The organism is Flavobacterium panici (assembly GCF_024499525.1).
Classification (GTDB): Bacteria; Bacteroidota; Bacteroidia; order Flavobacteriales; family Flavobacteriaceae; genus Flavobacterium; species Flavobacterium panici.
On sequence record NZ_CP100437.1, the window covers coordinates 2,005,343 to 2,027,569 of the forward strand.

At 32.9% G+C, this 22,227-nt stretch carries 24 protein-coding genes; 20 read left to right on the top strand and 4 right to left on the bottom strand.

The features are described from left to right. The first annotated feature begins 25 nt into the window (after window positions 1–25). The 12 genes from gcvH (at window position 26) to NLJ00_RS08805 (ending at window position 9,091) form a co-directional block, all read left to right on the top strand. Window positions 26–406, top strand: coding sequence for a glycine cleavage system protein GcvH (gene gcvH / locus NLJ00_RS08750; RefSeq protein WP_056204435.1), 381 nt, complete (start codon window positions 26–28; stop codon window positions 404–406). Beyond that, window positions 399–782 (top strand): VanZ family protein, encoded by a 384-nt coding sequence (locus NLJ00_RS08755; RefSeq protein ID WP_256636919.1) that lies wholly within the window; start codon window positions 399–401, stop codon window positions 780–782. The genes gcvH and NLJ00_RS08755 overlap by 8 nt, the downstream gene beginning before the upstream one ends. A gap of 114 nt (window positions 783–896) precedes the next feature. After that, complete coding sequence (gene deoC / locus NLJ00_RS08760; RefSeq protein WP_256636920.1) at window positions 897–1,640, top strand: deoxyribose-phosphate aldolase; 744 nt, start codon at window positions 897–899, stop codon at window positions 1,638–1,640. Window positions 1,641–1,658: 18 nt separating this feature from the next. Further along, a complete protein-coding gene (locus NLJ00_RS08765) occupies window positions 1,659–3,773 on the top strand; it encodes an energy transducer TonB (protein WP_256636921.1) in 2,115 nt (704 codons plus the stop codon). 158 nt (window positions 3,774–3,931) lie between these two features. Then, on the top strand, window positions 3,932–4,834 hold the full coding sequence (gene cyoE / locus NLJ00_RS08770) for a heme o synthase (RefSeq protein WP_256636922.1): 903 nt from the start codon (window positions 3,932–3,934) through the stop codon (window positions 4,832–4,834). 2 nt (window positions 4,835–4,836) lie between these two features. Beyond that, window positions 4,837–5,424 carry a cytochrome c oxidase subunit 3 gene (locus NLJ00_RS08775; RefSeq protein ID WP_053471659.1) on the top strand — a complete coding sequence of 196 codons (588 nt, stop codon included), beginning with the start codon at window positions 4,837–4,839 and terminating at the stop codon, window positions 5,422–5,424. 42 nt (window positions 5,425–5,466) lie between these two features. Beyond that, complete coding sequence (locus NLJ00_RS08780; protein WP_256636923.1) at window positions 5,467–6,453, top strand: cytochrome c oxidase subunit 3; 987 nt, start codon at window positions 5,467–5,469, stop codon at window positions 6,451–6,453. Between the two features lie 18 nt (window positions 6,454–6,471). Continuing rightward, window positions 6,472–6,822: a cytochrome C oxidase subunit IV family protein gene (locus NLJ00_RS08785; protein WP_053471657.1), complete on the top strand. Its 351-nt coding sequence runs from the start codon at window positions 6,472–6,474 to the stop codon at window positions 6,820–6,822. Window positions 6,823–6,900: 78 nt separating this feature from the next. Continuing rightward, window positions 6,901–7,557 (top strand): hypothetical protein, encoded by a 657-nt coding sequence (locus NLJ00_RS08790; RefSeq protein ID WP_256636924.1) that lies wholly within the window; start codon window positions 6,901–6,903, stop codon window positions 7,555–7,557. A gap of 13 nt (window positions 7,558–7,570) precedes the next feature. Further along, on the top strand, window positions 7,571–8,257 hold the full coding sequence (locus tag NLJ00_RS08795) for an SCO family protein (RefSeq protein WP_256636925.1): 687 nt from the start codon (window positions 7,571–7,573) through the stop codon (window positions 8,255–8,257). Between the two features lie 2 nt (window positions 8,258–8,259). Then, entirely contained in the window at window positions 8,260–8,844 is a 585-nt protein-coding gene (locus NLJ00_RS08800) for a DUF420 domain-containing protein (RefSeq protein WP_053471654.1), read from the top strand. Continuing rightward, window positions 8,834–9,091, top strand: coding sequence for a hypothetical protein (locus NLJ00_RS08805; protein ID WP_256636926.1), 258 nt, complete (start codon window positions 8,834–8,836; stop codon window positions 9,089–9,091). Before NLJ00_RS08800 ends, NLJ00_RS08805 begins: the two co-directional genes overlap by 11 nt. A 41-nt stretch (window positions 9,092–9,132) precedes the next feature. Here the strand turns inward: NLJ00_RS08805 and NLJ00_RS08810 are convergent, their stop codons facing one another. Beyond that, window positions 9,133–10,539, bottom strand: coding sequence for a DUF4403 family protein (locus tag NLJ00_RS08810; RefSeq protein WP_256636927.1), 1,407 nt, complete (start codon window positions 10,537–10,539; stop codon window positions 9,133–9,135). A gap of 178 nt (window positions 10,540–10,717) precedes the next feature. On the opposite strand from NLJ00_RS08810, the gene NLJ00_RS08815 reads away from it, so the two are divergent. The 7 genes from NLJ00_RS08815 to tsaB all read left to right on the top strand — a co-directional run bounded on the left by NLJ00_RS08815 (window position 10,718) and on the right by tsaB (window position 18,816). Next, window positions 10,718–11,419: an ABC transporter ATP-binding protein gene (locus NLJ00_RS08815; RefSeq protein ID WP_053471651.1), complete on the top strand. Its 702-nt coding sequence runs from the start codon at window positions 10,718–10,720 to the stop codon at window positions 11,417–11,419. Next, the gene (locus tag NLJ00_RS08820) at window positions 11,412–12,656 is read left to right on the top strand and encodes an ABC transporter permease (RefSeq protein ID WP_180857524.1); all 1,245 of its coding nucleotides are present in this window, start codon (window positions 11,412–11,414) and stop codon (window positions 12,654–12,656) included. Before NLJ00_RS08815 ends, NLJ00_RS08820 begins: the two co-directional genes overlap by 8 nt. Window positions 12,657–12,659: 3 nt before the next feature. After that, window positions 12,660–13,925 (top strand): ABC transporter permease, encoded by a 1,266-nt coding sequence (locus tag NLJ00_RS08825; protein ID WP_180857523.1) that lies wholly within the window; start codon window positions 12,660–12,662, stop codon window positions 13,923–13,925. Between the two features lie 42 nt (window positions 13,926–13,967). Beyond that, complete coding sequence (locus NLJ00_RS08830; protein ID WP_180857522.1) at window positions 13,968–15,086, top strand: efflux RND transporter periplasmic adaptor subunit; 1,119 nt, start codon at window positions 13,968–13,970, stop codon at window positions 15,084–15,086. Between the two features lie 81 nt (window positions 15,087–15,167). Next, entirely contained in the window at window positions 15,168–16,556 is a 1,389-nt protein-coding gene (locus tag NLJ00_RS08835) for a TolC family protein (protein ID WP_256636928.1), read from the top strand. A 6-nt stretch (window positions 16,557–16,562) separates the two neighbouring features. Next, window positions 16,563–17,852, top strand: a complete 1,290-nt coding sequence (locus NLJ00_RS08840) for an efflux RND transporter periplasmic adaptor subunit (protein WP_256636929.1) — start codon at window positions 16,563–16,565, stop codon at window positions 17,850–17,852. Window positions 17,853–18,141: 289 nt separating this feature from the next. Further along, on the top strand, window positions 18,142–18,816 hold the full coding sequence (gene tsaB, locus NLJ00_RS08845; protein ID WP_256637466.1) for a tRNA (adenosine(37)-N6)-threonylcarbamoyltransferase complex dimerization subunit type 1 TsaB: 675 nt from the start codon (window positions 18,142–18,144) through the stop codon (window positions 18,814–18,816). 8 nt (window positions 18,817–18,824) lie between these two features. Here tsaB and NLJ00_RS08850 read toward each other — a convergent pair whose 3' ends face one another. From NLJ00_RS08850 to NLJ00_RS08860, 3 genes are all read right to left on the bottom strand, one after another. Then, a complete protein-coding gene (locus NLJ00_RS08850) occupies window positions 18,825–19,637 on the bottom strand; it encodes a mechanosensitive ion channel family protein (protein ID WP_256636930.1) in 813 nt (270 codons plus the stop codon). 91 nt (window positions 19,638–19,728) lie between these two features. After that, window positions 19,729–20,055, bottom strand: a complete 327-nt coding sequence (locus NLJ00_RS08855) for a hypothetical protein (protein WP_053471642.1) — start codon at window positions 20,053–20,055, stop codon at window positions 19,729–19,731. A 134-nt stretch (window positions 20,056–20,189) separates the two neighbouring features. Continuing rightward, window positions 20,190–21,089, bottom strand: coding sequence for a NifU family protein (locus tag NLJ00_RS08860; protein ID WP_256636931.1), 900 nt, complete (start codon window positions 21,087–21,089; stop codon window positions 20,190–20,192). 143 nt (window positions 21,090–21,232) lie between these two features. Between NLJ00_RS08860 and NLJ00_RS08865 the strand changes: the two genes are divergently transcribed. Next, a complete protein-coding gene (locus NLJ00_RS08865) occupies window positions 21,233–22,222 on the top strand; it encodes a PorP/SprF family type IX secretion system membrane protein (RefSeq protein WP_256636932.1) in 990 nt (329 codons plus the stop codon). The last annotated feature ends 5 nt before the right edge of the window (window positions 22,223–22,227 follow it).

Sequence of the window (22,227 nt, forward strand, 5' to 3'; positions counted from 1 at the left end):
AATATCAATTTTCAAACATACTATTATGAGCATACCAGCAAATTTAAAGTACACAAAAGATCACGAATGGGTTAGCATCGAAGGAGATGTTGCGACTGTAGGAATTACTCATTTTGCACAAAAAGAGTTAGGGGATATCGTGTATGTTGAAGTAGAAACTTTAGATCAGACACTTGATAAAGATGAGGTTTTTGGAACAGTTGAAGCTGTAAAAACAGTTTCTGATTTGTTCTTGCCTTTAACTGGAGAAATTATTGCTTTTAATGAAGATTTAGAAAGCGCTCCAGAAACTGTAAATTCTGATCCTTACGGAGCTGGATGGATGATTAAAATTAAAATTGCTGATGCATCAGAAATAGATAGTTTATTATCTGACGAAGCTTATAAAGAACTTATCGGTGCCTAAACAACTATTGTTAATCTGGGCAATTATCTGCTCTGGAATCATTGCGTATTTTTGTTTAATAGATTCAAGTAATATTCCGCAGGTAAATTTTCCGAGTATTGACAAGATTGTGCATTTTTGTTTTCACTTTGGTTTTACAATTTCCTGGATCTTATTTTTTAAGAAAGAGCTTAAAGGAAAAGATGCTAACGATTACAAAGCGTATTTGATTTCGTTTATCTTTTCTGTTTTCTTCGGAATAACAATCGAAATTATGCAAAGTGTTTTAACAACAACACGAGCATCAGATGTAACAGATGTTTTAGCAAATGCATTAGGTGCATTCGTAGCAGTTTTTTCAGCGATAGCTTTTAAAAAACAAATCGATAAAATATAAGAATATAATTACCCACTTCGGTGGGTTTTTTATTGGCATAAAATCAAGCTTTTAAAACAGTATTTTTTCTGAATTTAAATGTATTTTTGCCCCATTCGATCTAACTTCAATATTATGAATGTTAAGCAATACTTAGATTCTACTTATTTAAAAACTGCTGCTCAAGCCGGAATTTCGGAAGAGGAGAATAGTATTGTAGTTAAAAACGCAATTGCAGAAGCGATTCAGGAAAAGTTTAAACTCATCATGATTCGGCCTGAATATGTAAGTCTGGCAAAAGAAATGATCTTAAAAGAAAATTCGAATTTACTGGTTGGTACCGTAATAGATTTTCCACAGGGAAATTCAAGTTTGGAATCTAAGATTAAGGAAGCAAATGAAGCGATTGAAAATGGTGCCGATGATTTAGATTTTGTCTGCAATTATGAAGCTTTTAAAAATGGAGAAATTTCATTAATAAAAGAAGAAGTTTTAATTGGAAGCCAAATAGGATTAGCCAGCAATAAAACAGTAAAATGGATTATTGAAGTTGCAGCATTGACGGATAAAGAAATTATTCAGCTTTCGGCTTTAATAAAAAATGTTGTTATATCGAATTTTAAAGAAGAAGATTACGCTTCTGTTTTTGTAAAATCATCAACAGGTTTTTATAAAACCGAAAATGATCTGCCAAACGGAGCCACAGTTCCTGCCATTATAATGATGCTCGAAAATGCTTCGCCTTTGCCGGTAAAAGCTGCCGGCGGCGTTCGCTCTTATGATGATGCAGTAGAAATGATTCGTTTAGGAGTTAAACGCATCGGGACTTCGGCAGCAAAAGCGATCGCAGACGGAAAAAATACCACAAATCAATATTAAATCATAAGCCCCAATCTAGTGAATAAGTTTTTTTTATCTTTTTTTATCAGCCTGTTTACCTTACTTGGTTTTGCACAACAGACTAATGTAAAACCTGATTTTACTTCAGAGCAGTTTCCTGTTTTTCCACATTGCGAAAATCTTCAGTCTAAAAATTTAGAAAACTGTTTTTACAGAGAAGTGCAGAATTTTGTATATGATAATTTTCAAATTCCCGAAAACTTAAAACAAAACAATTACAAAGGAGAAGTAAAAGTACTTTTTGAAGTTGATGCAAACGGTGAATTTAAAGTAATTTATGTAAATGCGGCAAATGATCAATTAGGTGAAGAAGCAAAACGTGTTTTTGGAAAATTTCCAAAAATAAAACCTTCGACTTATAACGGGAAACCGACTTATTCAAAATACACTATTTCAATTGATATTCCTTTAAAAAGCGCAGACCAGATTGCGGCAGAAGCTTTGGCAGCATCTGAAATTGAAAAGCCAATTGAAAAACCAATGACAGAATTAGACAGTATTGTATACAAAAAATACAATATGCCTGAATTTGAAAGTCATTTAAATATTCCATTTTCGCATAGTTATTATGCGCAGTTTGATGGCGCAATGAACCAGGTAGGAAGTAATAATCATACGGCTTCAAAACCGTATACTTATGCTGAGGTTTCAAAATATTACAATTTAAAAGCAGTAAACGAATCGCTTCAGAAAAAAGTTTCTGGCTGGTGGGGAAGAAAACTTTGGAATGAAAATCTTGTTCAGATTCAAGGTGAAGATTACTGGCTGGCCTTAAACCCAATTCTTGATTTGCAAATGGGGAAAGCGTCAGATCTTGATGCTTCTTATTCGTATGTAAATACGCGTGGGCTTAATTTTAGAGGAGGTTTAGGAAAACAGATTAATTTTACGACTACCATTTTTGAAAGTCAGGGAAGATTTGCAGGTTATTATAACGATTATGCAGAGACATTAAAACCTTCTGGTGGAAATCCGGCGATTATTCCGGGAATGGGAATTGCTAAGAGATTTAAAACTGATGCTTACGATTTTCCTTTGGCGGAAGCCAATATTACTTTTGCACCAAGTAAAATATTTGATTTACAATTAGGTTACGGAAGAAATTTTATTGGAGACGGATATCGTTCTTTGCTTGAAACTGATGGTGCAAGTCCTTATCCATATTTTAAAATCAATACTACTTTCTGGAAAATTAAATATACCAATACTTATATGTGGCTTAAAGATGTTCGTCCAGACGTAACAGTAGACAGAACGTATGCAAGCAAATATATGGCGAATCATTATTTGAGCTGGAATGTTTCGAATAAACTGAATTTTGGTTTCTTTGAATCGGTAGTTTGGACAGATACCAACAACAGAGGATTTGATGTTAACTTTGTAAACCCTATTATTTTTTATCGTTCTGTTGAGTTTGCCTCATCATCACGAAGCGGAAATGCGCTTTTAGGAATGACATCTAAATACAAATGGAATAACAATGTTAATTTATACGCTCAGTTTTTATTAGACGAATTTTCGATTGGTGATATGAAATCCGGAGATCAAAGTTGGAAAAATAAATTTGGTTACCAGTTAGGCGCTAAATATTACAATGCTTTTCATGTAAAAGATTTGCTTTTACAATTAGAATACAATCACGTTCGTCCTTATGTGTATTCTCATAGTGATCCAATTACGAATTATGGCCATAATAATCAAAGTATTGGGCATCAATGGGGAGGAAACTTTGAAGAATTTATTGCAATTGGCCGTTACCATAAAGGACGTCTTTTTGCCGATGCTAAATTTACGGTTGGTAAAAGAGGTTTAGATTTTGATACCGCAGAAAACACTTATAATTACGGAGGAAATATCTATAAAGACTATGATTTAAACCGTCCTTATGATACAGGTGTAAAAGTGGGTCAGGGAAATAAAACCAGTATTTTTATTGCCGATATCCAAGGAGGATATTTAATAAATCCAATTACAAATTTAAAATTATTCGGAAGTTTTATTTACAGAAATTTTGATCCAACTCAGGAAACGGCGACAACATTTAAGCAAAGTACAACCTGGTTTACTATTGGTTTACGTTCTGATATCTTTAACTGGTATTTTGATTACTAGAATTTTTAATAAGATTTTTCGAAATAATAGTGTTAAAGATTGGAAAGTTCTTATTTTGTAGAGGTTTTATTGGAAAAAATCTAATTTTAAAGTTCCAAATTCTATAATCTAATTTGTACATTTGCACCACTCAAAAAAAATATACAAAGACTACGGTATTGAACGCTGCTAAAAATACAATTTCAATCAAATCAATATTTCTGGATTTCAAAGAGATAACTAAGGCCGGCTTGGCTATTAGTGTTTTGTTTTCTTCAATCGCCGGATATTTATTAGGAGTTAATGACGAACACCCTTTTAAGTGGAGTGTTCTGCTTATTTTGTCAATTGGCGGTTATTGCATGGTTGGAGCTTCAAACGCTTTCAATCAGGTAATTGAAAAAGATATCGATTCTTTGATGGATCGAACAAAGAATCGTCCGGTTCCTTCCGGAAGAATGTCTCCTGTAACGGCATTAATTGTTGCAAGTCTGCTTACTATAATAGGTATTGCATTGTTGTACACTATCAATGCAAAATCGGCAATGTTTGCCGCAGTATCAATATTTTTATATACAAGCATATATACACCATTAAAAACCGTAACTTCATTGTCGGTTTTTGTTGGTGCGTTTCCCGGAGCAATTCCATTTATGTTAGGATGGGTTGCGGCAACCGGAGAATTTGGTATCGAAGCCGGAACATTATTTTTAATTCAGTTTTTCTGGCAGTTTCCTCATTTTTGGGCCATTGGATGGTTTTTGTATGATGATTATGCAAAGGCAGGTATTTTCATGCTTCCAACGGGAAATAAAGATAGAAAAACAGCTTTGCAGGTTATTTTATATACGATTTGGTTAATTATTGCTTCCTTATTACCAGTTTTAGGATATACAGGACAGTTATTTATTTCGCCAATCGCAGCAGTTTTAGTGTTTTTATTAGGTTTATGGATGTTGTTTTACGCGGTGCGTTTGTACCAATTGAAAACACCAAAAGCCGCAAGAACGTTAATGCTGGTGAGCGTTTCGTATATTTCGTTACTGCAGATTGTATTTATAGTAGATAAATTTTTAAGATAGTTATGGAAATGGCAATTCAAATAAGTGAAGAGCAGGTAAGAAAATCAAAATCGGCAAAACTGATTTTGCTGTTCGCAATGGTAAGTATGACCATGATGTTTGCAGGACTTGCAAGTGCATTTGTGGTAAGTAAATCAAGAGCAGACTGGTTGAGTAATTTTCAAATACCAACTGCATTTTATTTTAGTACAGCAGTTATTATTGGCTGTAGTGTTACTTTTTATTTAGCGAAAAAAGCAATCGAAAAAGGAAACAGAAGCGCAACTTCTGCATTTCTTTTAGGAACATTTGGTTTAGGAATTCTATTTGTATTTTTACAATTTAGAGGTTTCGGGCAAATTATCGAAAGCGGTTATTATATGACAGGACAAGGTAGCTCAATTACTACAACTTTCCTTTATGTAATTGCGCTTATGCACCTATTGCACTTGGCAGGCGGATTAATTTCGCTTTTAATTATAATTTATAATCATTTTAAACAAAAATACAATCCGACTCAAACTCTTGGTATAGAACTAGGTGCGATGTATTGGCACTTTTTGGATTTATTATGGGTATTATTATTTTTATTTTTATATTTCTTTAAATAAGAAAAAAACGTAAATTTGGGAACTTTTTAACGAATATCTTTTATGGAAGCGACAGTTACTACTGCAAATAACGACGAAAAAACTTGGGGAGGCGGAGAGCATAGCCAGCCACTAGGAGCAAGTTATGGTAAAATGATGATGTGGTTTTTTATCGTATCAGATGCCTTGACATTCTCTGGATTTTTAGGTGCTTACGGTTTTTCTAGATTTAAATTTATTGAAACATGGCCATTGGCTGACGAAGTGTTTACTCACTTTCCTTTTATGCATGGCGTTTCGGCTCCTATGTATTATGTAGCCTTAATGACTTTTATCTTGATTTTCTCATCTGTAACAATGGTTTTGGCTGTTGATGCAGGTCACCAATTAAAGAAATCAAAAGTTGCTGTGTACATGTTCTTAACAATTATTGGAGGTTTAATTTTCGTTGGTTCTCAAGCTTGGGAGTGGAAAAACTTCATTAAAGGAGAATACGGTGCAGTTGAAACTAAAGGTGGAAGTTTATTGCAGTTTGTTAAAGCAGATGGAACAAGAGTTGCTCTTGCTGATTTTGCAGTAAAATTGCCAGAACAAAGACAAGAATTAACAAGAAGCCATGCAACTTGGTTCGTTCAGGATGCAGAAACACAGCCAACTTATACTGTTGCTGAAATTCAGGCAGGTTTTAAAGCACACCCTGATGTATTAATCAGAACTGAAAAACTTACTGCTGAAAAGAAAAAAACAGTTTTAACAAGAGCAGAATCAGAAGCTCGTTTAGCTGATGCAAAATATGTAGTAGAAGGAGCAAACCTAACAAGAAATGAATACGGTAGTAAACTATTCGCTGATTTCTTCTTCTTCATCACTGGATTCCACGGATTCCACGTATTTTCTGGAGTTATCATTAATATCATTATTTTCTTTAATGTATTATTAGGAACTTACGAGAAAAGAAGAAGCTATGAAATGGTAGAGAAAGTTGGTTTATACTGGCACTTTGTAGATTTAGTTTGGGTATTTGTATTTACAGTTTTCTACTTAGTTTAATTTTAGATTTTAATTATTATGTCACACGAGCACGTATCAAATACAAAAAGAATCTGGTTTGTTTTTGCATTACTATCAGTAGTAACTACAGTAGAAGTTATCCTTGGTATTTACAAACCGGGAGTATTAGAGTTTAATCATTTTGTTGGTTTGAATTTGTTAAACTGGATATTTTATATCTTAACAATATTCAAAGCTTATTATATTGTATGGGCATTCATGCACATGGAAGGTGAAAAAAGCAGCCTTAGATGGTCTGTTGTATCACCGGTTATTTTCCTGGTATTATATTTATTGTTCATCTTGTTGACAGAAGGACACTATATTTATGGGGTTTTTAAAGATTCTACTATTAAATGGAATTTTTAACATGATATTAATTCGAAAAGAAGCTCCGTTTAACGGAGCTTTTTTTATTTTTGTACCTCAATAACTTCCGTTAAAACAATGAAAAAAAATATAGTTCTTTTTGTGCTTTTTGTTTTACCCATTGTAGCCTATTTGTTTTTCGCTTCAGGTGTAAATAGTTTTACAAAACTTCCCATAATTACTCCAAAAATTGCTGACTTTGGAAACTGGAAATCTCTTGACGGCAAAAAAGTTTCTTTAGATAAAAAAATCACTATACTAGGTTTTTCAGGCTCAGATATTCTTGAAAATAGAGGAAATTATTTCAACTTAAATGAAAAAATCTACAAACGTTATAACGGTTTTGAAGATCTTCAGTTTGTAGTTTTATGTCCGCTGGGAACTGAAAAAGAAGCTCAGAAAATTGTTGATGCCTTGTCTCCTTTTACAGATGTTAAAAACTGGAATTTTGTTTTTGCTTCACCAGATGATATTCAGACATTTTATAATCAATTGCATTTAAAAGGAAAATTGGATGATAAATTGGGTACATCAAATGTTTACATTGTAGATAAAGAAAGAAACTTAAGAGGACGCAAAGGCGGAAATAAAGATAAAAAAGACGAATACAAAGAAGGTTACGATACTTTTCATCCATCAGAATTGAGTAATGAAATGCTGGATGATTTTAAAATCATTTTGTATGAATATCGTGCCGCTCTTAAAAAGAACCATAATGCCACAAAACAACTTTAAATACACATATATAATGTTCAAAAATAAATCTTACATAGGGATTTCGTTTATTATTTTGATTTTCGGAATCTATGCAGTGCCAAAAATTGTTGACAGAATTAAAAATGGGGATGTTGTAAAAGGTAATCGTTTAGATAATGTTGGCTCTAAAAGTTCTAAAGACGCAAAATTATTAACGATTGGTGCAGCTCCAAAATTTGAATTAACCAATCAGGATAACGTTAAAGTATCTAATGCAACCTATAAAGGAAAAGTATATGTTTTAGAATTTTTCTTCACAACTTGTCCGTCAATCTGTCCAAAGATGAATTTGAGCATGCTGGAAATAGAAAAAACATTTTTTGGCAATCCTAACTTCGGAATCGTTTCCATTACAATTGATCCAACTCATGATACACCACAGGTTTTAAAAGATCATGCAAAATTATTAGGAGTAAAATCTTCTAACTGGAATTTTTTAACCGGAGACAGAGCTACAATTATGGATTTGTCTAACAAAGGTTTTAATCTTTATGCCGGAGAAAACTCAAAAGTAAGCGGAGGATTTGAACATTCAGGATTATTTGCTTTAATTGACAAAGACGGAAACATTCGCTGCCGAAAAGATGAATTTGGAAACCCAAATATCTATTACGACGGTTTAGATAAAAAAGGTGTTAGAGAAATTCAGGAAGATATTAAAATACTATTAGAAGAATAAAAATGGAAGATCATTCATTAGAAAAAAAATACAATAAATACATCATTGCGGTTTCAATTGTTATACCGGTACTTGTAGGGATTCTTTTTGCAATCAAATTAAAAGATTTTGGAATCAATGTAGAACCACTTTCTTTTTTACCTCCAATTTATGCTTCTACAAACGGTCTTACAGCGATTGTTTTAGTTGCAGCAGTAATTGCTGTTAAAAACGGTAAACTTAAGTTACACGAACGTTTAATGACTTTTGCAATTGCTTTGTCTTTGGCTTTTTTAGCGATGTATGTTGCGTACCATATGACTGCTGATTCTACTAAATTTGGTGATGTAAATCATGACGGAATTTTAGATGCAGTAGAAAAAGCTAAAATTGGTGCTGTTAGATATATCTATGCATTTATTTTAATCACACATATTCTTTTATCCATCATCATTATTCCGTTTGTATTGGTAACCTATGTACGAGCACTTGCGAAGCGTTTTGATAAACACAAAAAAATAGCTAAAATAACATTCCCGCTTTGGTTATATGTTGCGGTAACAGGCGTTGTAGTTTATTTAATGATTTCTCCTTACTATGCAAACTAAAACTCAAAACTCAAATTCCAAATTCCAAAGTTTTGTTTTTGGAATTTGTATTTTCCTAATTGGAATTTCGGCGAATGCACAATGTGCTATGTGCCGTGCCGCACTTGCAGGAGATTCTAACGTAAAAAAAGCAGAAGCTGTAAATGACGGAATCGTTTTTTTAATGATAATCCCGTATTTACTTGTAGCTATAATTGGTTTTCTTATTTATAAGATGTACCGATCTAAAAAGAAAAATGCAGTATAATTATACTGCATTTTTTTTATTTCAATTCGATTTAAATCTGCTTATTTCAATCCATTTACCGAAACATTTACAGTTCCGTTTATTTTGATAAAAGCGATAATCGCCTGATTCGTTAATTGAATTTTATCAAACTGAATATCTTCCATTTTTCCATTTACAAAAACGCCCGGCATTGGAGAATAATTTTTAAGGTAAGCGGCCATACTTTTTTTACCTTCTTCTAAATTAGGCTGAATAGAATATCTGCAGCTTTCTTCCATTTTTCTTAATACAAAACCTTGCGCAAGCCAGTTTGCAGTTCGCATTAGTTTGCTTTTGGTGTCTAAAACATAATCCAGTTTGTCGAAATAAATTTCCTTTGTCTGTGCATTATATTGCGGAATTCCGTTTAAATAAAGTGTTCCATCAATAGAACCCAGAACATCAAGTGCAATAATCATTTTTCCATTTTTGTGCCAGATTGAAACATTTTTTACCGTTACTTTTTTGCTTCCAGAACCAAATTCCTGTCCGGCAAAATTCTTCGTCATAATTTTTGAAGCATCCATATAACTTGAAATCGCCGCAATATTTGCCGATATCTGATTTGGGATTTTAGTAACCGGTTTTAAAACAATCTTACTTGCATTGAACTTAGATTCCGGCTGTTTGCCTACAATAGTTTCCATATTGCATTTCATTCCCATTTCGAGTAAAAAAGAATCATTTTTCAATTTTGCATTTGTCGAATAAACTTCAACAGGAACAATTCTTAACCAGCTTTCATAAGTATCGCTCATTTGAAAAGGCGTACAGATTTTTTCTAAAGCCGATAAAACATTCGGTTTAAAATCCATAGATTTTTCGATTGCCTCATCGATCTTATGTTCCAGTTTAGATTTAAAAATAGAGATTGCCGGATTAATCAAATAAGTAATCGGCATATTTTTTCCAAAAACCGTCATCGTTGGACTTTCATTCCAGTCTAAAGATCTGAATTCGGTTTTAGTGTTCAGTTTCCAATTCGTTAAAGCAACATCGCTGGATAATGTAATAACACCATTTAAATTAAATTCTCTCGTATCATAAAGTTCAATACCCATTTTTTTTGTTCCAATTCGGTATTTAATAGTCGCTTTTAACGGAAGAATTGTTTTTATTTTTTTATCCGGATTTGCAGGATCGTTTTGAATTTTTATTGGAGCCTGTTTCCAGATTTTCATTTCAATATCGTCATCTTCGATATTGTTATCCTCATAAATCAACCCGTTTAAGAGTGTATTGGTTTGATTTTCAATGTCATTCAGTTTAACCGTAATAGGCAGATTTATAAAGGAAGGATTGGCATCATAAATTAGCGGACTTGCATCATCTGGTTCTGGTTTTAAAGTTTCTAATTTTTGAGAAGTTGAGCAGCTAAAGAATGTGGCAGTTACCGCAAACACTGAGATTATGGAAAAAAACTTCATAATTAATGATTTTTTTAAGTGAAGCAAAATTAAGAAAACTATTAAATTATCCTGATAAAGTGTAACATTTGATAACAACTGCCGTCTTATTTAGATAATGAAACACAATTATTAACGTTTTATTATCATAATTTACTTATAAAATATATTATTATTGTTTTAAAAATTTAACAATACCATGATCGAAATTAAAGATTTGCATAAATCCTATAAAATGGGAAGTTCGGAACTGCATGTGTTGAAAGGAATAAATTTTAATATTGCCGAAGGAGAATTAGTAGCGATTATGGGATCATCAGGATCTGGAAAATCGACGCTTCTTAATATTTTAGGAATTCTGGATGAAGCCGATTCTGGTAGTTATATTTTAGACAATACGCCAATTAAAAAATTAAACGAAACTCTGGCTTCAAAATACAGAAACAAGTTTTTAGGTTTTGTTTTTCAATCTTTTAATTTGATTAATTATAAATCAGCATTAGATAACGTTGCTATGCCATTGTATTATCAAGGTGTAAAAAGAAAAGAGCGTTACGATATTGCAATGAAATACCTTGAAAAAGTAGGTTTGGGTTCACATTCTCATCACTTACCAAATGAACTTTCGGGAGGACAGAAACAGCGTGTTGCAATTGCAAGAGCGCTGGCTTCGAACCCAAAAGTTTTACTTGCCGATGAGCCAACGGGAGCTTTAGATACTAAAACTTCTTATGAAGTTATGGAACTTATTCAAGGAATTAACGATGAAGGAAAAACAATTTTAATCGTTACACACGAACCTGATATTGCCGCAATGTGCAAAAGAAATGTGGTCCTGAAAGATGGATTAATTATCGATGATAAATTAGTAGAACAAGTTAGAGCTTCATCTTATGTTTAATATTGAGCGTTGGCAGGAAATATTTGATGCAATTTCCAAAAACCGACTCCGAACTTTTTTGACAGGAGTATCGGTGGCCTCGGGGATTTTTATTTTGGTGATTTTGCTTGGAGCGGGAAAAGGGCTTCAAAACGGTATTGAAAAAAGTTTTGAGCGTGATGCTACTGGTCTTATTGAAGTTTGGTCAGGAACTACAACTAAAGAATATAAAGGATTAAATCCTGGCAGACAAATTCAATTTAGAAATAGCGATTATAATCAATCGGTTCAAAAATTTGGTGATAAATTAGAATTAAGGTCTGCATCATATAATTTTTGGGGAGCTTCATTTACATATGGGAAAGAATCGGGTACTTATCAATATAAAGGAGTAGATCCTGATTATGCCGGAGTTGAAAATCTTACTATTGTTCAAGGTAGATTTGTTAATAGCAATGATTTGACAAATAATGAAAAAATTGTTGCTATTGGGATGAAAATAAAAACAGATTTGTTTAAAGACAAAGATCCTTTAGGAAAAGAAATTGCAATCAATAATGTCAATTTTAAAGTAGTAGGAGTTTTTACAGATCCTGGTGGGGAGAGAGAGGAAGCGAGGGCGTATTTACCTAAAACAACTGTTCAGAGAGCTTATGGAGGAGGAGATAAAATAAGTAACATTTTCTTTACTTTAAAAAAGACAAAAGATTATGATGAAGCTTTGGCTCAATCTGAGAAATTTACTCAAGATTTAAAGGCTTTACTTAGAAGTAAAAATATGGTAGCCCCTGATGATGATGGAGGGGTAAATGCCTACAACTCAGTTAAAGATGTTAAGCAATTTTATGATTTGAATCTTTATATCAGGCTATTCTTTTGGTGGGTTGGAATTTGTACGATTATAGCCGGAGTTGTAGGGGTAAGTAATATTATGCTTATTATTGTGAAAGAAAGAACCAAAGAAATTGGAATTAGAAAGGCGCTTGGAGCGTCACCATTTTCTATTATTTCTATGATCCTTCATGAATCTATTTTTATTACCACTGTTGCTGGTTTTATTGGTTTGCTGGCAAGTTTGTTATTGCTTGAATTTGTTGGTCCGCAAGTACAAAGCGAATATTTTGTGAATCCGCAGGTTGATTTTAGCGTAGCATTCACGACGCTTATTTTACTTGTATTTGCAGGTGCGATGGCAGGTTTTTTTCCTGCATACAGAGCCGCCAAAATTAGACCTATTGTAGCACTTAGAGAAGAATAAATTATGTTTAAGAAAGATAATTGGGATGAGATTTTACAGGCTCTGACAGCAAATGTTTTTAGAACAATCTTAACTGCATTTGGAGTGTTTTGGGGTATATTCATATTAGTGATATTACTTGCAGCAGGACAAGGTTTAGAAAACGGTATTAAAAAAGGATTTGACGGAATTGCCACAAATACAATGTTTATGTGGAGCCAGACAACCTCTAAAGCGTATAAAGGCCTGCCAAAAACACGTCGTTATGATTTTAGAAATAGTGATGTTGCAGCTTTAAAAGCAGCGCTGCCGGATTTATTATATGTTTCGCCAAGAAATCAGTTAGGAGATTTTAACGGAACAAATAATGTGGTTCGAGGTACAAAAACGTCTGCTTTTACCATTTATGGAGATTATCCCGAGTTGATCAAACAGCAGCCAATGGATATTATAAACGGAAGATTTATAAACCAGCAGGATATTCTGGATAAAAGAAAAATAGCTATAATTGGTAAAGGTGTTATTAGTGAACTTTACGGAAAAGAAGAAGAACCTGTTGGGACTTATATCAAAATTAATGGTGTCAACTTTATGGTTGTAGGTGTTTACAAATCTAAACAGCAAGGTGGAAATGCAGAACAGGAACAAAAAAATATTTTTATTCCGTTCACGACTTTTCAACAGGCTTTTAATTATGGAGACAAAGTAGGATGGATGGCACTTACGGCAAAAGATGAAACATCGATTACCGACTTGAAACCTAAAATTTTAGAAATAATAAAAGGACTTCATTCCATAAATCCTGCAGATGATAGGGCAGTAGGGAATTTTGATTTGTACGAGCAATTCAATAAAGTGCAGAGTTTATTTAATATCTTGAAAATCATTGCCTATTTTGTGGGGACATTAGTTTTGATTTCGGGTGTTATTGGAATCTCAAACATTATGCTGATCGTAGTTAAGGAACGTACAAAAGAAATAGGAATTAGAAGAGCTTTAGGGGCAACTCCGGGAGCAATTCGCAGTCAGATTTTATCTGAGTCTATATTTTTAACAATCATTTCTGGAATGTTTGGTATTGCCGTAGCAACAGGAATTATAGCCCTCTTAAACATGGCGCTGGATTCGATGCCGCCCGGAAACGATACCATGTTTGCTAATCCAAGTGTCGACTTAGGAGTTGTATTTGTTGCTTTAATTATATTAGTAGGATCTGGTTTACTGGCAGGATTTATTCCGGCACAGATCGCAATTAATGTAAAGCCCGTAGATGCTTTACGAACAGAATAAAATTATCAATCAAAAAAATAATCGATTAAACTAAAAAACAAAATGAAAAAAGGAGTAACCGTAACCATTTTAATTTTAATTGCTATAGTCTTTTTTGGCGCACTTTACTATTTATACGCAAAGAATCAAGAATCGCCAATTGTTTTTAAAACGGAAAAAGCAGAGATTAAAACAATCGTAAAAAATACAATTGCGACTGGTAATATTCAGCCTGATGAAGAGGTATTAATCAAACCAAATATTTCAGGTATTATTGAGCAGGTTTATATCAAAGCGGGAGAAAAAATAAAAGCAGGAGATATGATCGCTAAAATTAGAGTTGTAGCCAACGTATCTAATGTAAGCAGTACTCAAAATCAGGTTCAGACTGCCAAAATTGCTTTAGACAATCAGGAGAAAATCTTTCAGAGACAAAAAACACTTTTTGATAAAGATGTAATTTCTGCCAATGATTTTGATGCGGCACAAGTAGCTTACAAACAAGCAAAACAAACGTATCTGGCTGCAAGACAAAACTTAGATATCGTTAAAACAGGTACAACGACTTCATTAGGAAGTTATGCTAATACCTTAATTCGTTCAACAGTAAACGGAATGGTTTTACAAGTTCCTGTAAAAGTGGGTAACCAGGTTATTGAAAGTAATAATTTCAACGAAGGAACTACAATTGCAAGTGTTGCCGATGTTGGAAGAATGATTTTTATTGGAAAAATTGACGAATCTGAGGTTGGAAAAATCAAAGAAAAAATGGCAATTGAAATAACTGTTGGAGCAATTGAAAATAAAAAATTCGAAGCAGTTTTAACTGATATTGCACCAAAAGGAGTTGTAGAAAACGGAGCAATTCAGTTTGAAATAAAAGCAAGATTAGAAAATAGAGATGATACATTTATTAGAGCCGGTTTAAGCGCAAATGCATCTATTATTCTTGAAAAAGCAGATAAAGTTCTGGCTATAAAAGAATCATTAGTTCAATTTGACAAAAAAACTCAAAAACCATATGTAGAAGTTGAAACAGCACCTCAAAAATTTGAAAGAAGAGATTTAGTTTTGGGTGTAAGCGACGGAATTTACGTTCAGGTTAAAAGCGGAATCAAAAACACGGATAAAATTAAAATCTGGAATCAGGGTTTAATTGACGAGAAAGAAGAAAAAAAATAATTTGAAGCTGTAAAGAGTTTTTTGGTTTTAAAAAATGTTAAATTTGCGTAGTTTGGTTTACTGCGCTTTCATTCAAAATATATGAAAATAAATAAATATAATAGTCTTGTTTTTGCTATGTTGTTCGGGTTTGGATTAGCCGGACACGCACAATCAAAACAATGGACACTGGAAGAATGTGTGCGATACGCATTAGACAATAACATTACAATTAAATTATCTGAACTGGATGTCAAAACGGCAACTATTGACAAAAGAGGAGCATTAGGAAGTTATCTTCCAACAGTAAACGGGAACGCTTCACATTCATGGAATATCGGTTTGAACGTTAACCCTGTTACCAATATTGCCACTACACAAACAACGCAGTATTCTTCATTAGGTGTAAATGCTAATGTTGATATTTACAAAGGTCTTCAAAATCAAAATGCCTATAGAAGAGCTAGTCTTTCTATTATAGCATCAAAATATCAACTGATGAAAATGCAAGAAGATATTTCGTTGAATGTTGCCAATGCTTTTCTTCAGATTTTATCTAACAAAGAAGATTTAAAAATAAAGAAAGAACAATTAGCGATCGACGAAAAACGTTATTCTCGTTCTGAAGAAATGGTAAATGCAGGAACAATTCCGCGTGGAGATTTATTTGATTTAAAAGCAACTGTTGCTACAGATAAACAAAATATTACCGTTTCTGAAAACAATTTATTGATTTCGAAATTAAGTTTGGCTCAGCTTTTACAATTAAAGGAATTTGCAGATTTTGATGTAGTTGATGATACAAATGCTAAAGATGAAAATAATATCATGGCGCAAAACCCAATTGATATTTACAATAAAGCAAAAGAAACAAGAACAGAACTTAAATTAGCTCAGACTAATCTGGAAATTGCCGAAAAAAATGTTGCTATTGCAAAAGGAGCTTATCAGCCAACTTTGAGAGGTTTTTATCAATTTAGTACCAGTGCAAGTTACAGTGACAGAATAATTGGAGCTGATCCTGTTACAAATGAGCCAATTTATGCAGCTCCAAATCCGGTTTTTGATCAGTTTAGTGATAATAAAGGACACAATTTTGGTTTTCAGTTAAGTGTTCCAATATTTAATGGCTTCTCTGTAAAAAACAATGTTGAAAGAAACAAAGTAAGTTTAGAGAAATCTAAAATAGATTTAGAGCAAAAAAGTTTAGATTTGCAACGTAACGTTTATACAGCATTTACAGATGCAAAAGGTGCTTTAAATACTTATGAATCTTCAACGATTACTTTAGAAGCAAGACAGCAGGCATATAATTATGCTAAAGAAAAGTACGATGTTGGTTTAATGAATTCATTCGATTTTACACAAGCACAAACTTTGCTGACAAATGCACAATCTGATGTTATCAGAACGAAATACGATTACATGTTCAAAATAAAAATACTTGAGTTCTATTTCGGAATTCCAATTGTTCCAATTATTACAAAATAATTTATTATGTCAAAAAAAACAATTTACTTCTTAGTTGGCGGAGCTGTAATTATTATCATAGCATTAATAGGGCTTTCCAAAGCAGGAGTAATAGGAAACAAAGATGAAGGAAAAGAAGTTGAAACATCAAAAGTAGCTGCTTCAACAATTGTAGAAACAGTTTCGGCAACAGGAAAAATCCAGCCGGAAATTGAAGTAAAACTTTCATCAATGGTTTCCGGTGAAATTATTGCATTAAATGTAAAAGAAGGTCAGGTTGTAAAAAAAGGAGATTTACTGGTAAAAATAAACCCTGATTTGTATACTTCAGGTTTAGAAAGATCAGTAGCAAATTTATCTGGAACTAAAGCCGGTTTAGTGCAGTCTGAAGCCAGTTTTAAAGAGGCAAAAGCAAATTATGAGCGTAACAAAACGCTTTATGATAAAGGTGTAATTTCAAAATCAGATTGGGATAAAGCCATATCGACTTATGAAGTCGCAAAGGCAACAAAACAATCTTCTTACTATAATGTTCAAAGTGCTTCGGCTTCTGTTACAGAAGCCCGAGACAATTTAGGACGTACAACAATTTATGCTCCTGCAGATGGTACAATTTCAGTACTAAATGTGGAATTAGGAGAACGTGTTTTAGGAACGCAGCAAATGGCAGGAACAGAGCTTTTAAGAGTTGCGAATCTTAATAACATGGAAGTTGAAGTTGATGTAAACGAAAATGACATTGTAAAAATTAAAATAGGGGATGAAGCAAATGTTGAAGTTGATGCCTATCTAAAAAAGAAATTTAGAGGTGTTGTAACCAGTATTTCAAATTCTGCAAGTACAACATTAACTTCAGATCAGGTTACCAATTTCAAAGTTAAAGTTCGTATTTTAAAAGAATCATATCAGGATTTATTAGAAGGAAAACCAGCAGCGTATTCTCCTTTTAGACCTGGAATGACAGCTACTGTTGATATTATTACAACAACTAAAAACAATGTTTTAGCAGTGCCAATTAGTTCTGTTGTAGTAAAGTCAGATACAACAGCCGTTACTGACTTTAAAGTAGAAGATCCAAACGAGAAAAAAGCAACTCCAAAAAGCGACAAGAAATTCGAATGTGTTTTTGTGAAAGTAGGAGACAAAGCTAAAATCAGAATCATTAAAACAGGAATTCAAGACGATACAAATATCGAAGTAATGTCTGGTTTGAAACCGGGTGATGTGGTAATTACTGGACCGTACACAACAGTTTCTAAAGAATTAAATTCTGGTGATAAAGTAAAAATTAAAAAAGCGGATGCTCCAAAAAAGTAAATCAATAATATGATTATTGCATTGCATGGAGTTCCGGCAGAAATGATTTTCAGTTTATTGGGTGCTTTTATTTCTGTCGTTATATATTTGATATGGGTGCATTACAGCGTCTATAAAACAAAATATTATAATGATGAATTTAAATATTTTACAATACAAAAAAAACTGATCCTATATTTAGGCTTTTTAGCAGCAAATTTAGGTGTGGCATTTCTGTTATTTTGGTTATTAACCCTTATTTTTGCAGCTACAATTTTCAGATGATTTTTTAATAAAAACACTTACTACATTGTCTTTCATTCTCAATATCGAAACCGCTACCAAAAACTGTTCAGTCTCAATTGCAAAAAATGGAGAAACTGTTCTCTGTAAAGAAATTGCTGAAGAAGGATATTCGCATGCTGAAAAACTTCATGTTTTTATTGAAGAAGTTATTGCAGAATCCGGTATTTCAGTTCAGGATTTAAAAGCCATTGCAGTAAGTCAGGGACCAGGTTCTTATACAGGTTTACGAATTGGGGTTTCGGCGGCAAAAGGATTGTGTTTTGCATTAAATATTCCGTTAATTGCTGTAGATACTTTGCAGACTTTAGCGTCAAAAGCAAATGTTTCTGATGGGAAAATCATCCCGATGCTGGACGCCAGAAGAATGGAAGTGTACAGCGAGATTTTTACTGCTGATTTACAAGTTAAAAGAGGAATCCAAGCGGAGATTATTACAGAAGAATCTTTTGCAGCCTATACAGAAAAACTTTATTTCGTAGGGGATTGTGCAGAGAAATGCAAACCAGTTTTGACTAAAGAAAATTTTGTGTTTTTAGAAGAAATCAAATACCCTTCGGCAAGAGAAATGAGTAAAATCAGTTTTGATAAATATCAAAAAAGCGACACAGTAGATGTCGCTTATTTTGAACCTTATTATTTGAAAGATTTTATGATGACACTGCCATCAAAAAAACAATAATCTAATTTTTATTTTTGAACTGTAAACGGCTGAACAGAAATTCCTGCTTCGTCTAAAGCTGTTTTGCAATTTTCTAAAGTATCAGAAAAAACAGCTCCGTAATTAATATTTTTTGCCCACGGACGAACTGCAAAATCAACAGAACTTGCTGATAAATTTTTTACGAAAACCTCAGGTGCCGGCTTTTTAAGCACTTTTGGATTTTTATTTAAAACATCCAATAAAACTTCTTTTGCCTTTTTAATATCAGAATCATAAGAAACAGAAAAAGTCAAATCGGCTCTTCTTTCTCCCTGCATCGAATAATTAATAATAGTTCCGTTTGACAAAGCACCATTCGGAACAAAAACCGTTTGATTATTTCCGGTCAACATTTTAGTGACAAAAATCTGAATCTCTAAAACCGTTGCAATAACTCCCTGAGCTTCGATTGTATCTCCAACTTTAAAAGGTTTGAAAACGATAATCAGCATTCCGCCCGCAAAATTCGAAAGCGAACCCTGTAGTGATAAACCAATTGCAAGACCCATTGCGCCCAGAATAGCAACAAATGAAGAAGTCTCGATTCCCAGTTTTGAAATAAAAGTAACAAACAATAAAACTCGAAGCGCCCACAATAAAATGTCAGCAAGGAATTTTGTTAATGTTGGGTCAAGATTTCTCTTAACCATTACTTTTCTAATTATTCTGTTGATTAATCGAATGGCATATAAACCAACAAATAAAATTAATAATGCTGAGATTAATTTTGGAGAATAATCGATTAAGATATTGATGAATTTTGCAGCGTAATTGCTAAATTGTTCAGGATTGATGTACATATTATTTTGAATAAAAAAACCTTCTCAAAGAGAAGGTAAATTGATTTTGCAAATATAGCTATATTTTGTTTTTATATGAAAATACTTTCCGTTACTTCTCTTCTTCAGAGTCTGAATCTGTTACTGCGTCTTCGCTCACATCAACTACAGTTTCTGTAACCAATTTATAATCTTCATTTGCAGTTTCAGTAATTACTTCTTTAATAGAATCAATCACGTCATGTATAGAGTCAGATGCTTTTTCTACATATTCGCTCACAGCATCTTTAGTATGTTCCAGATATTCTGCTGCAGAATCGATTATAGGTTCTGAGGCTTCTTTGACTTCTTCAAAAGTATTTTCGGCCTGATCTGCAAAATCTACTGCTGTTTCTTTTGCCGAGCCAAACAAATTGCTGAAAAATGATGATAATCCCATGGTTTTAAAATGATTAGTTGAGGTTACAATATTAATTATTTTTCGAGAAAAACAATTTAATTTTCGTTTAATTAATTATGAAATAAAAAAAGCGCCTCAAATGAGACGCTTATAATTATAGATAATTGAAGTTTTTATGCATTTAAAGCTTCAACCTTAATGGCTTCATCATTCAACATGCTTTTCAGCATATTTTCGATACCGCTTTTTAAAGTAAAAGTAGACGATGGACAACCGCTGCACGCACCTTGCAATATCACTTTTACAGTTTTGTCTTCTTCATTATAAGAATCAAAAGCAATATTTCCACCATCAGCCGCAACTGCTGGTTTTACGTATTCTTCTAAAATATTGATAATTTGCTGAGATGTAACATCTAATTTATCAAATGCTTCATCTTTTGTAACATCATTTTTAGTAGTAGTCTGAATTAGATTTTCATCTAAAACAGTTCCTCCGTTTTCAATAAATTGTTTAATAAATGTTCTTAACTCCAAAGTGATTTCAGACCAGTCGTTGATTTCGTATTTAGTAACAGAAATATAGTTCTCATCAATAAAAACCTCTTTTACATAAGGGAATTTGAATAATTCCTGCGCAAGCGGAGAAGAAGCAGTCTGGTCAATATTTTTGTATTCAACCGCGTTTCTAGTCAACATTCTGCTTACCACAAATTTTAGTGCTGAAGGATTTGGAGTTGTTTCTCCATAAACCGTAATAGGCTGTTTTTTTGCTTTGTTTTCGTCAACTTTAATGATAACGCCGCCTTTGTCTACAAATGCTGCAATTTGCTCTGCAACATCATCTTGTACGTCACTCCATTCTACAATGCTGTATCTTTCGATTGCAATAAAATTTCCTGAAATATAAACGGTTTTTACAAACGGCAGATAGAACAATTGCTGTGCTAAAGGCGAAGCTTGGGCTTCATCTATGTTTTTGAATTCAAAGTTTTGATTTTGAGTAATAAAATCTTCAAATTCGAATTTTAAGATAGTAGGATTTTGAGTCTCTTTTATAGTGATTTTTGTCATGGTAGTAATTTTTTGCAAATTTACTAAAGTTATTTTCTACTATTACCTATATTTGATTTTTTAATAAAATAATTAAGACTCTATTCAAATAATTCGTACGAAATTATCAAGAGTGTAAAAATTAGACTAACTAGCCCGCCATTATGAAATTAAAAATCAAGTTATTAATTGTTTTTTTAATAACGACTTTTTATACTTATTCTCAAGAAGGAATTCCTGTTTACTCTGATTATTTATCAGATAATTACTACTTGATTCATCCTTCGATGGCTGGAGCAGCAAATTGTGCAAAAGTTAGATTAACAGCCAGAAAGCAATGGTTTGGTCAGGAAGATGCGCCAACACTTCAAACTTTAAGTGTTAACGGAAGATTAGGAGAGCGTTCCGGTGCCGGGATTATTGTTTTTAATGATAAAAACGGATATCATTCTGAAAAAGGAGTAAAGCTTACCTATGCACATCATATTATGTTTTCAAGAGATGAAGTCGATTTAAATCAGCTTTCTTTTGGTATTAGCGGAGGATTGATTCAGAATCAGTTAGATGAAACAAAATTTGGCGGTACTTTTGATCCAATTGTTTTTGGTTCGATTCAAAAAGACTCTTATTTTAATGTAGATTTTGGAGCTTCTTATAACTATTTAGATTTTTATGCGCATGCAACGGTTCAGGGCGTTCTTGAAACGAGAAGAGAATTGTATACAGATTACGAAAGTGATAATTTAAGAAAGTTTCTTTTTAGTGCAGGTTATGTATTTGGGAAAAGAGATAAAATTACCTGGGAGCCTTCTATTTTATTTCAACTGTTTGATCAGACAAAAGAAAAATCTATTGACCTGAACTTAAAAGCTTATAAGAATTTAGATTTTGGAAGTTTATGGGCTGCTTTATCTTATAGAAGAAGTTTTGACGGAGCTCAGTTTAGCTCTGGAAGCGGAGTTTCAAATCAAAAACTGCAATATTTTACACCAATTGTGGGCGTGAATTTTAAAAACTTTATGTTTGCTTACACCTATTCTCAGGTTACAGGCGATGTAAAATTTGATACTGGCGGATACCACCAGATTACTTTAGGAGTTAATATATTTTGTAGAAAGGAACGTTACGATTGTAACTGTCCGGCAATTAATTAAAATTT

Bases quoted from the DNA above. Each gene is read 5' to 3' on its own strand.
- NLJ00_RS08775 (WP_053471659.1), top strand. From the start codon at position 4,837: ATGGAAATGGCAATTCAAATAAGTGAAGAGCAGGTAAGAAAATCAAAA.
- NLJ00_RS08785 (WP_053471657.1), top strand. From the start codon at position 6,472: ATGTCACACGAGCACGTATCAAATACAAAAAGAATCTGGTTTGTTTTT.
- gcvH (WP_056204435.1), top strand. From the start codon at position 26: ATGAGCATACCAGCAAATTTAAAGTACACAAAAGATCACGAATGGGTT.
- NLJ00_RS08820 (WP_180857524.1), top strand. From the start codon at position 11,412: ATGTTTAATATTGAGCGTTGGCAGGAAATATTTGATGCAATTTCCAAA.
- NLJ00_RS08830 (WP_180857522.1), top strand. From the start codon at position 13,968: ATGAAAAAAGGAGTAACCGTAACCATTTTAATTTTAATTGCTATAGTC.
- NLJ00_RS08780 (WP_256636923.1), top strand. From the start codon at position 5,467: ATGGAAGCGACAGTTACTACTGCAAATAACGACGAAAAAACTTGGGGA.
- NLJ00_RS08825 (WP_180857523.1), top strand. From the start codon at position 12,660: ATGTTTAAGAAAGATAATTGGGATGAGATTTTACAGGCTCTGACAGCA.
- NLJ00_RS08805 (WP_256636926.1), top strand. From the start codon at position 8,834: ATGCAAACTAAAACTCAAAACTCAAATTCCAAATTCCAAAGTTTTGTT.
- NLJ00_RS08790 (WP_256636924.1), top strand. From the start codon at position 6,901: ATGAAAAAAAATATAGTTCTTTTTGTGCTTTTTGTTTTACCCATTGTA.
- NLJ00_RS08855 (WP_053471642.1), bottom strand. From the start codon at position 20,055: ATGGGATTATCATCATTTTTCAGCAATTTGTTTGGCTCGGCAAAAGAA.
- NLJ00_RS08860 (WP_256636931.1), bottom strand. From the start codon at position 21,089: ATGACAAAAATCACTATAAAAGAGACTCAAAATCCTACTATCTTAAAA.
- NLJ00_RS08835 (WP_256636928.1), top strand. From the start codon at position 15,168: ATGAAAATAAATAAATATAATAGTCTTGTTTTTGCTATGTTGTTCGGG.
- NLJ00_RS08810 (WP_256636927.1), bottom strand. From the start codon at position 10,539: ATGAAGTTTTTTTCCATAATCTCAGTGTTTGCGGTAACTGCCACATTC.
- NLJ00_RS08800 (WP_053471654.1), top strand. From the start codon at position 8,260: ATGGAAGATCATTCATTAGAAAAAAAATACAATAAATACATCATTGCG.
- NLJ00_RS08815 (WP_053471651.1), top strand. From the start codon at position 10,718: ATGATCGAAATTAAAGATTTGCATAAATCCTATAAAATGGGAAGTTCG.
- NLJ00_RS08850 (WP_256636930.1), bottom strand. From the start codon at position 19,637: ATGTACATCAATCCTGAACAATTTAGCAATTACGCTGCAAAATTCATC.
- deoC (WP_256636920.1), top strand. From the start codon at position 897: ATGAATGTTAAGCAATACTTAGATTCTACTTATTTAAAAACTGCTGCT.
- NLJ00_RS08795 (WP_256636925.1), top strand. From the start codon at position 7,571: ATGTTCAAAAATAAATCTTACATAGGGATTTCGTTTATTATTTTGATT.
- NLJ00_RS08840 (WP_256636929.1), top strand. From the start codon at position 16,563: ATGTCAAAAAAAACAATTTACTTCTTAGTTGGCGGAGCTGTAATTATT.
- NLJ00_RS08865 (WP_256636932.1), top strand. From the start codon at position 21,233: ATGAAATTAAAAATCAAGTTATTAATTGTTTTTTTAATAACGACTTTT.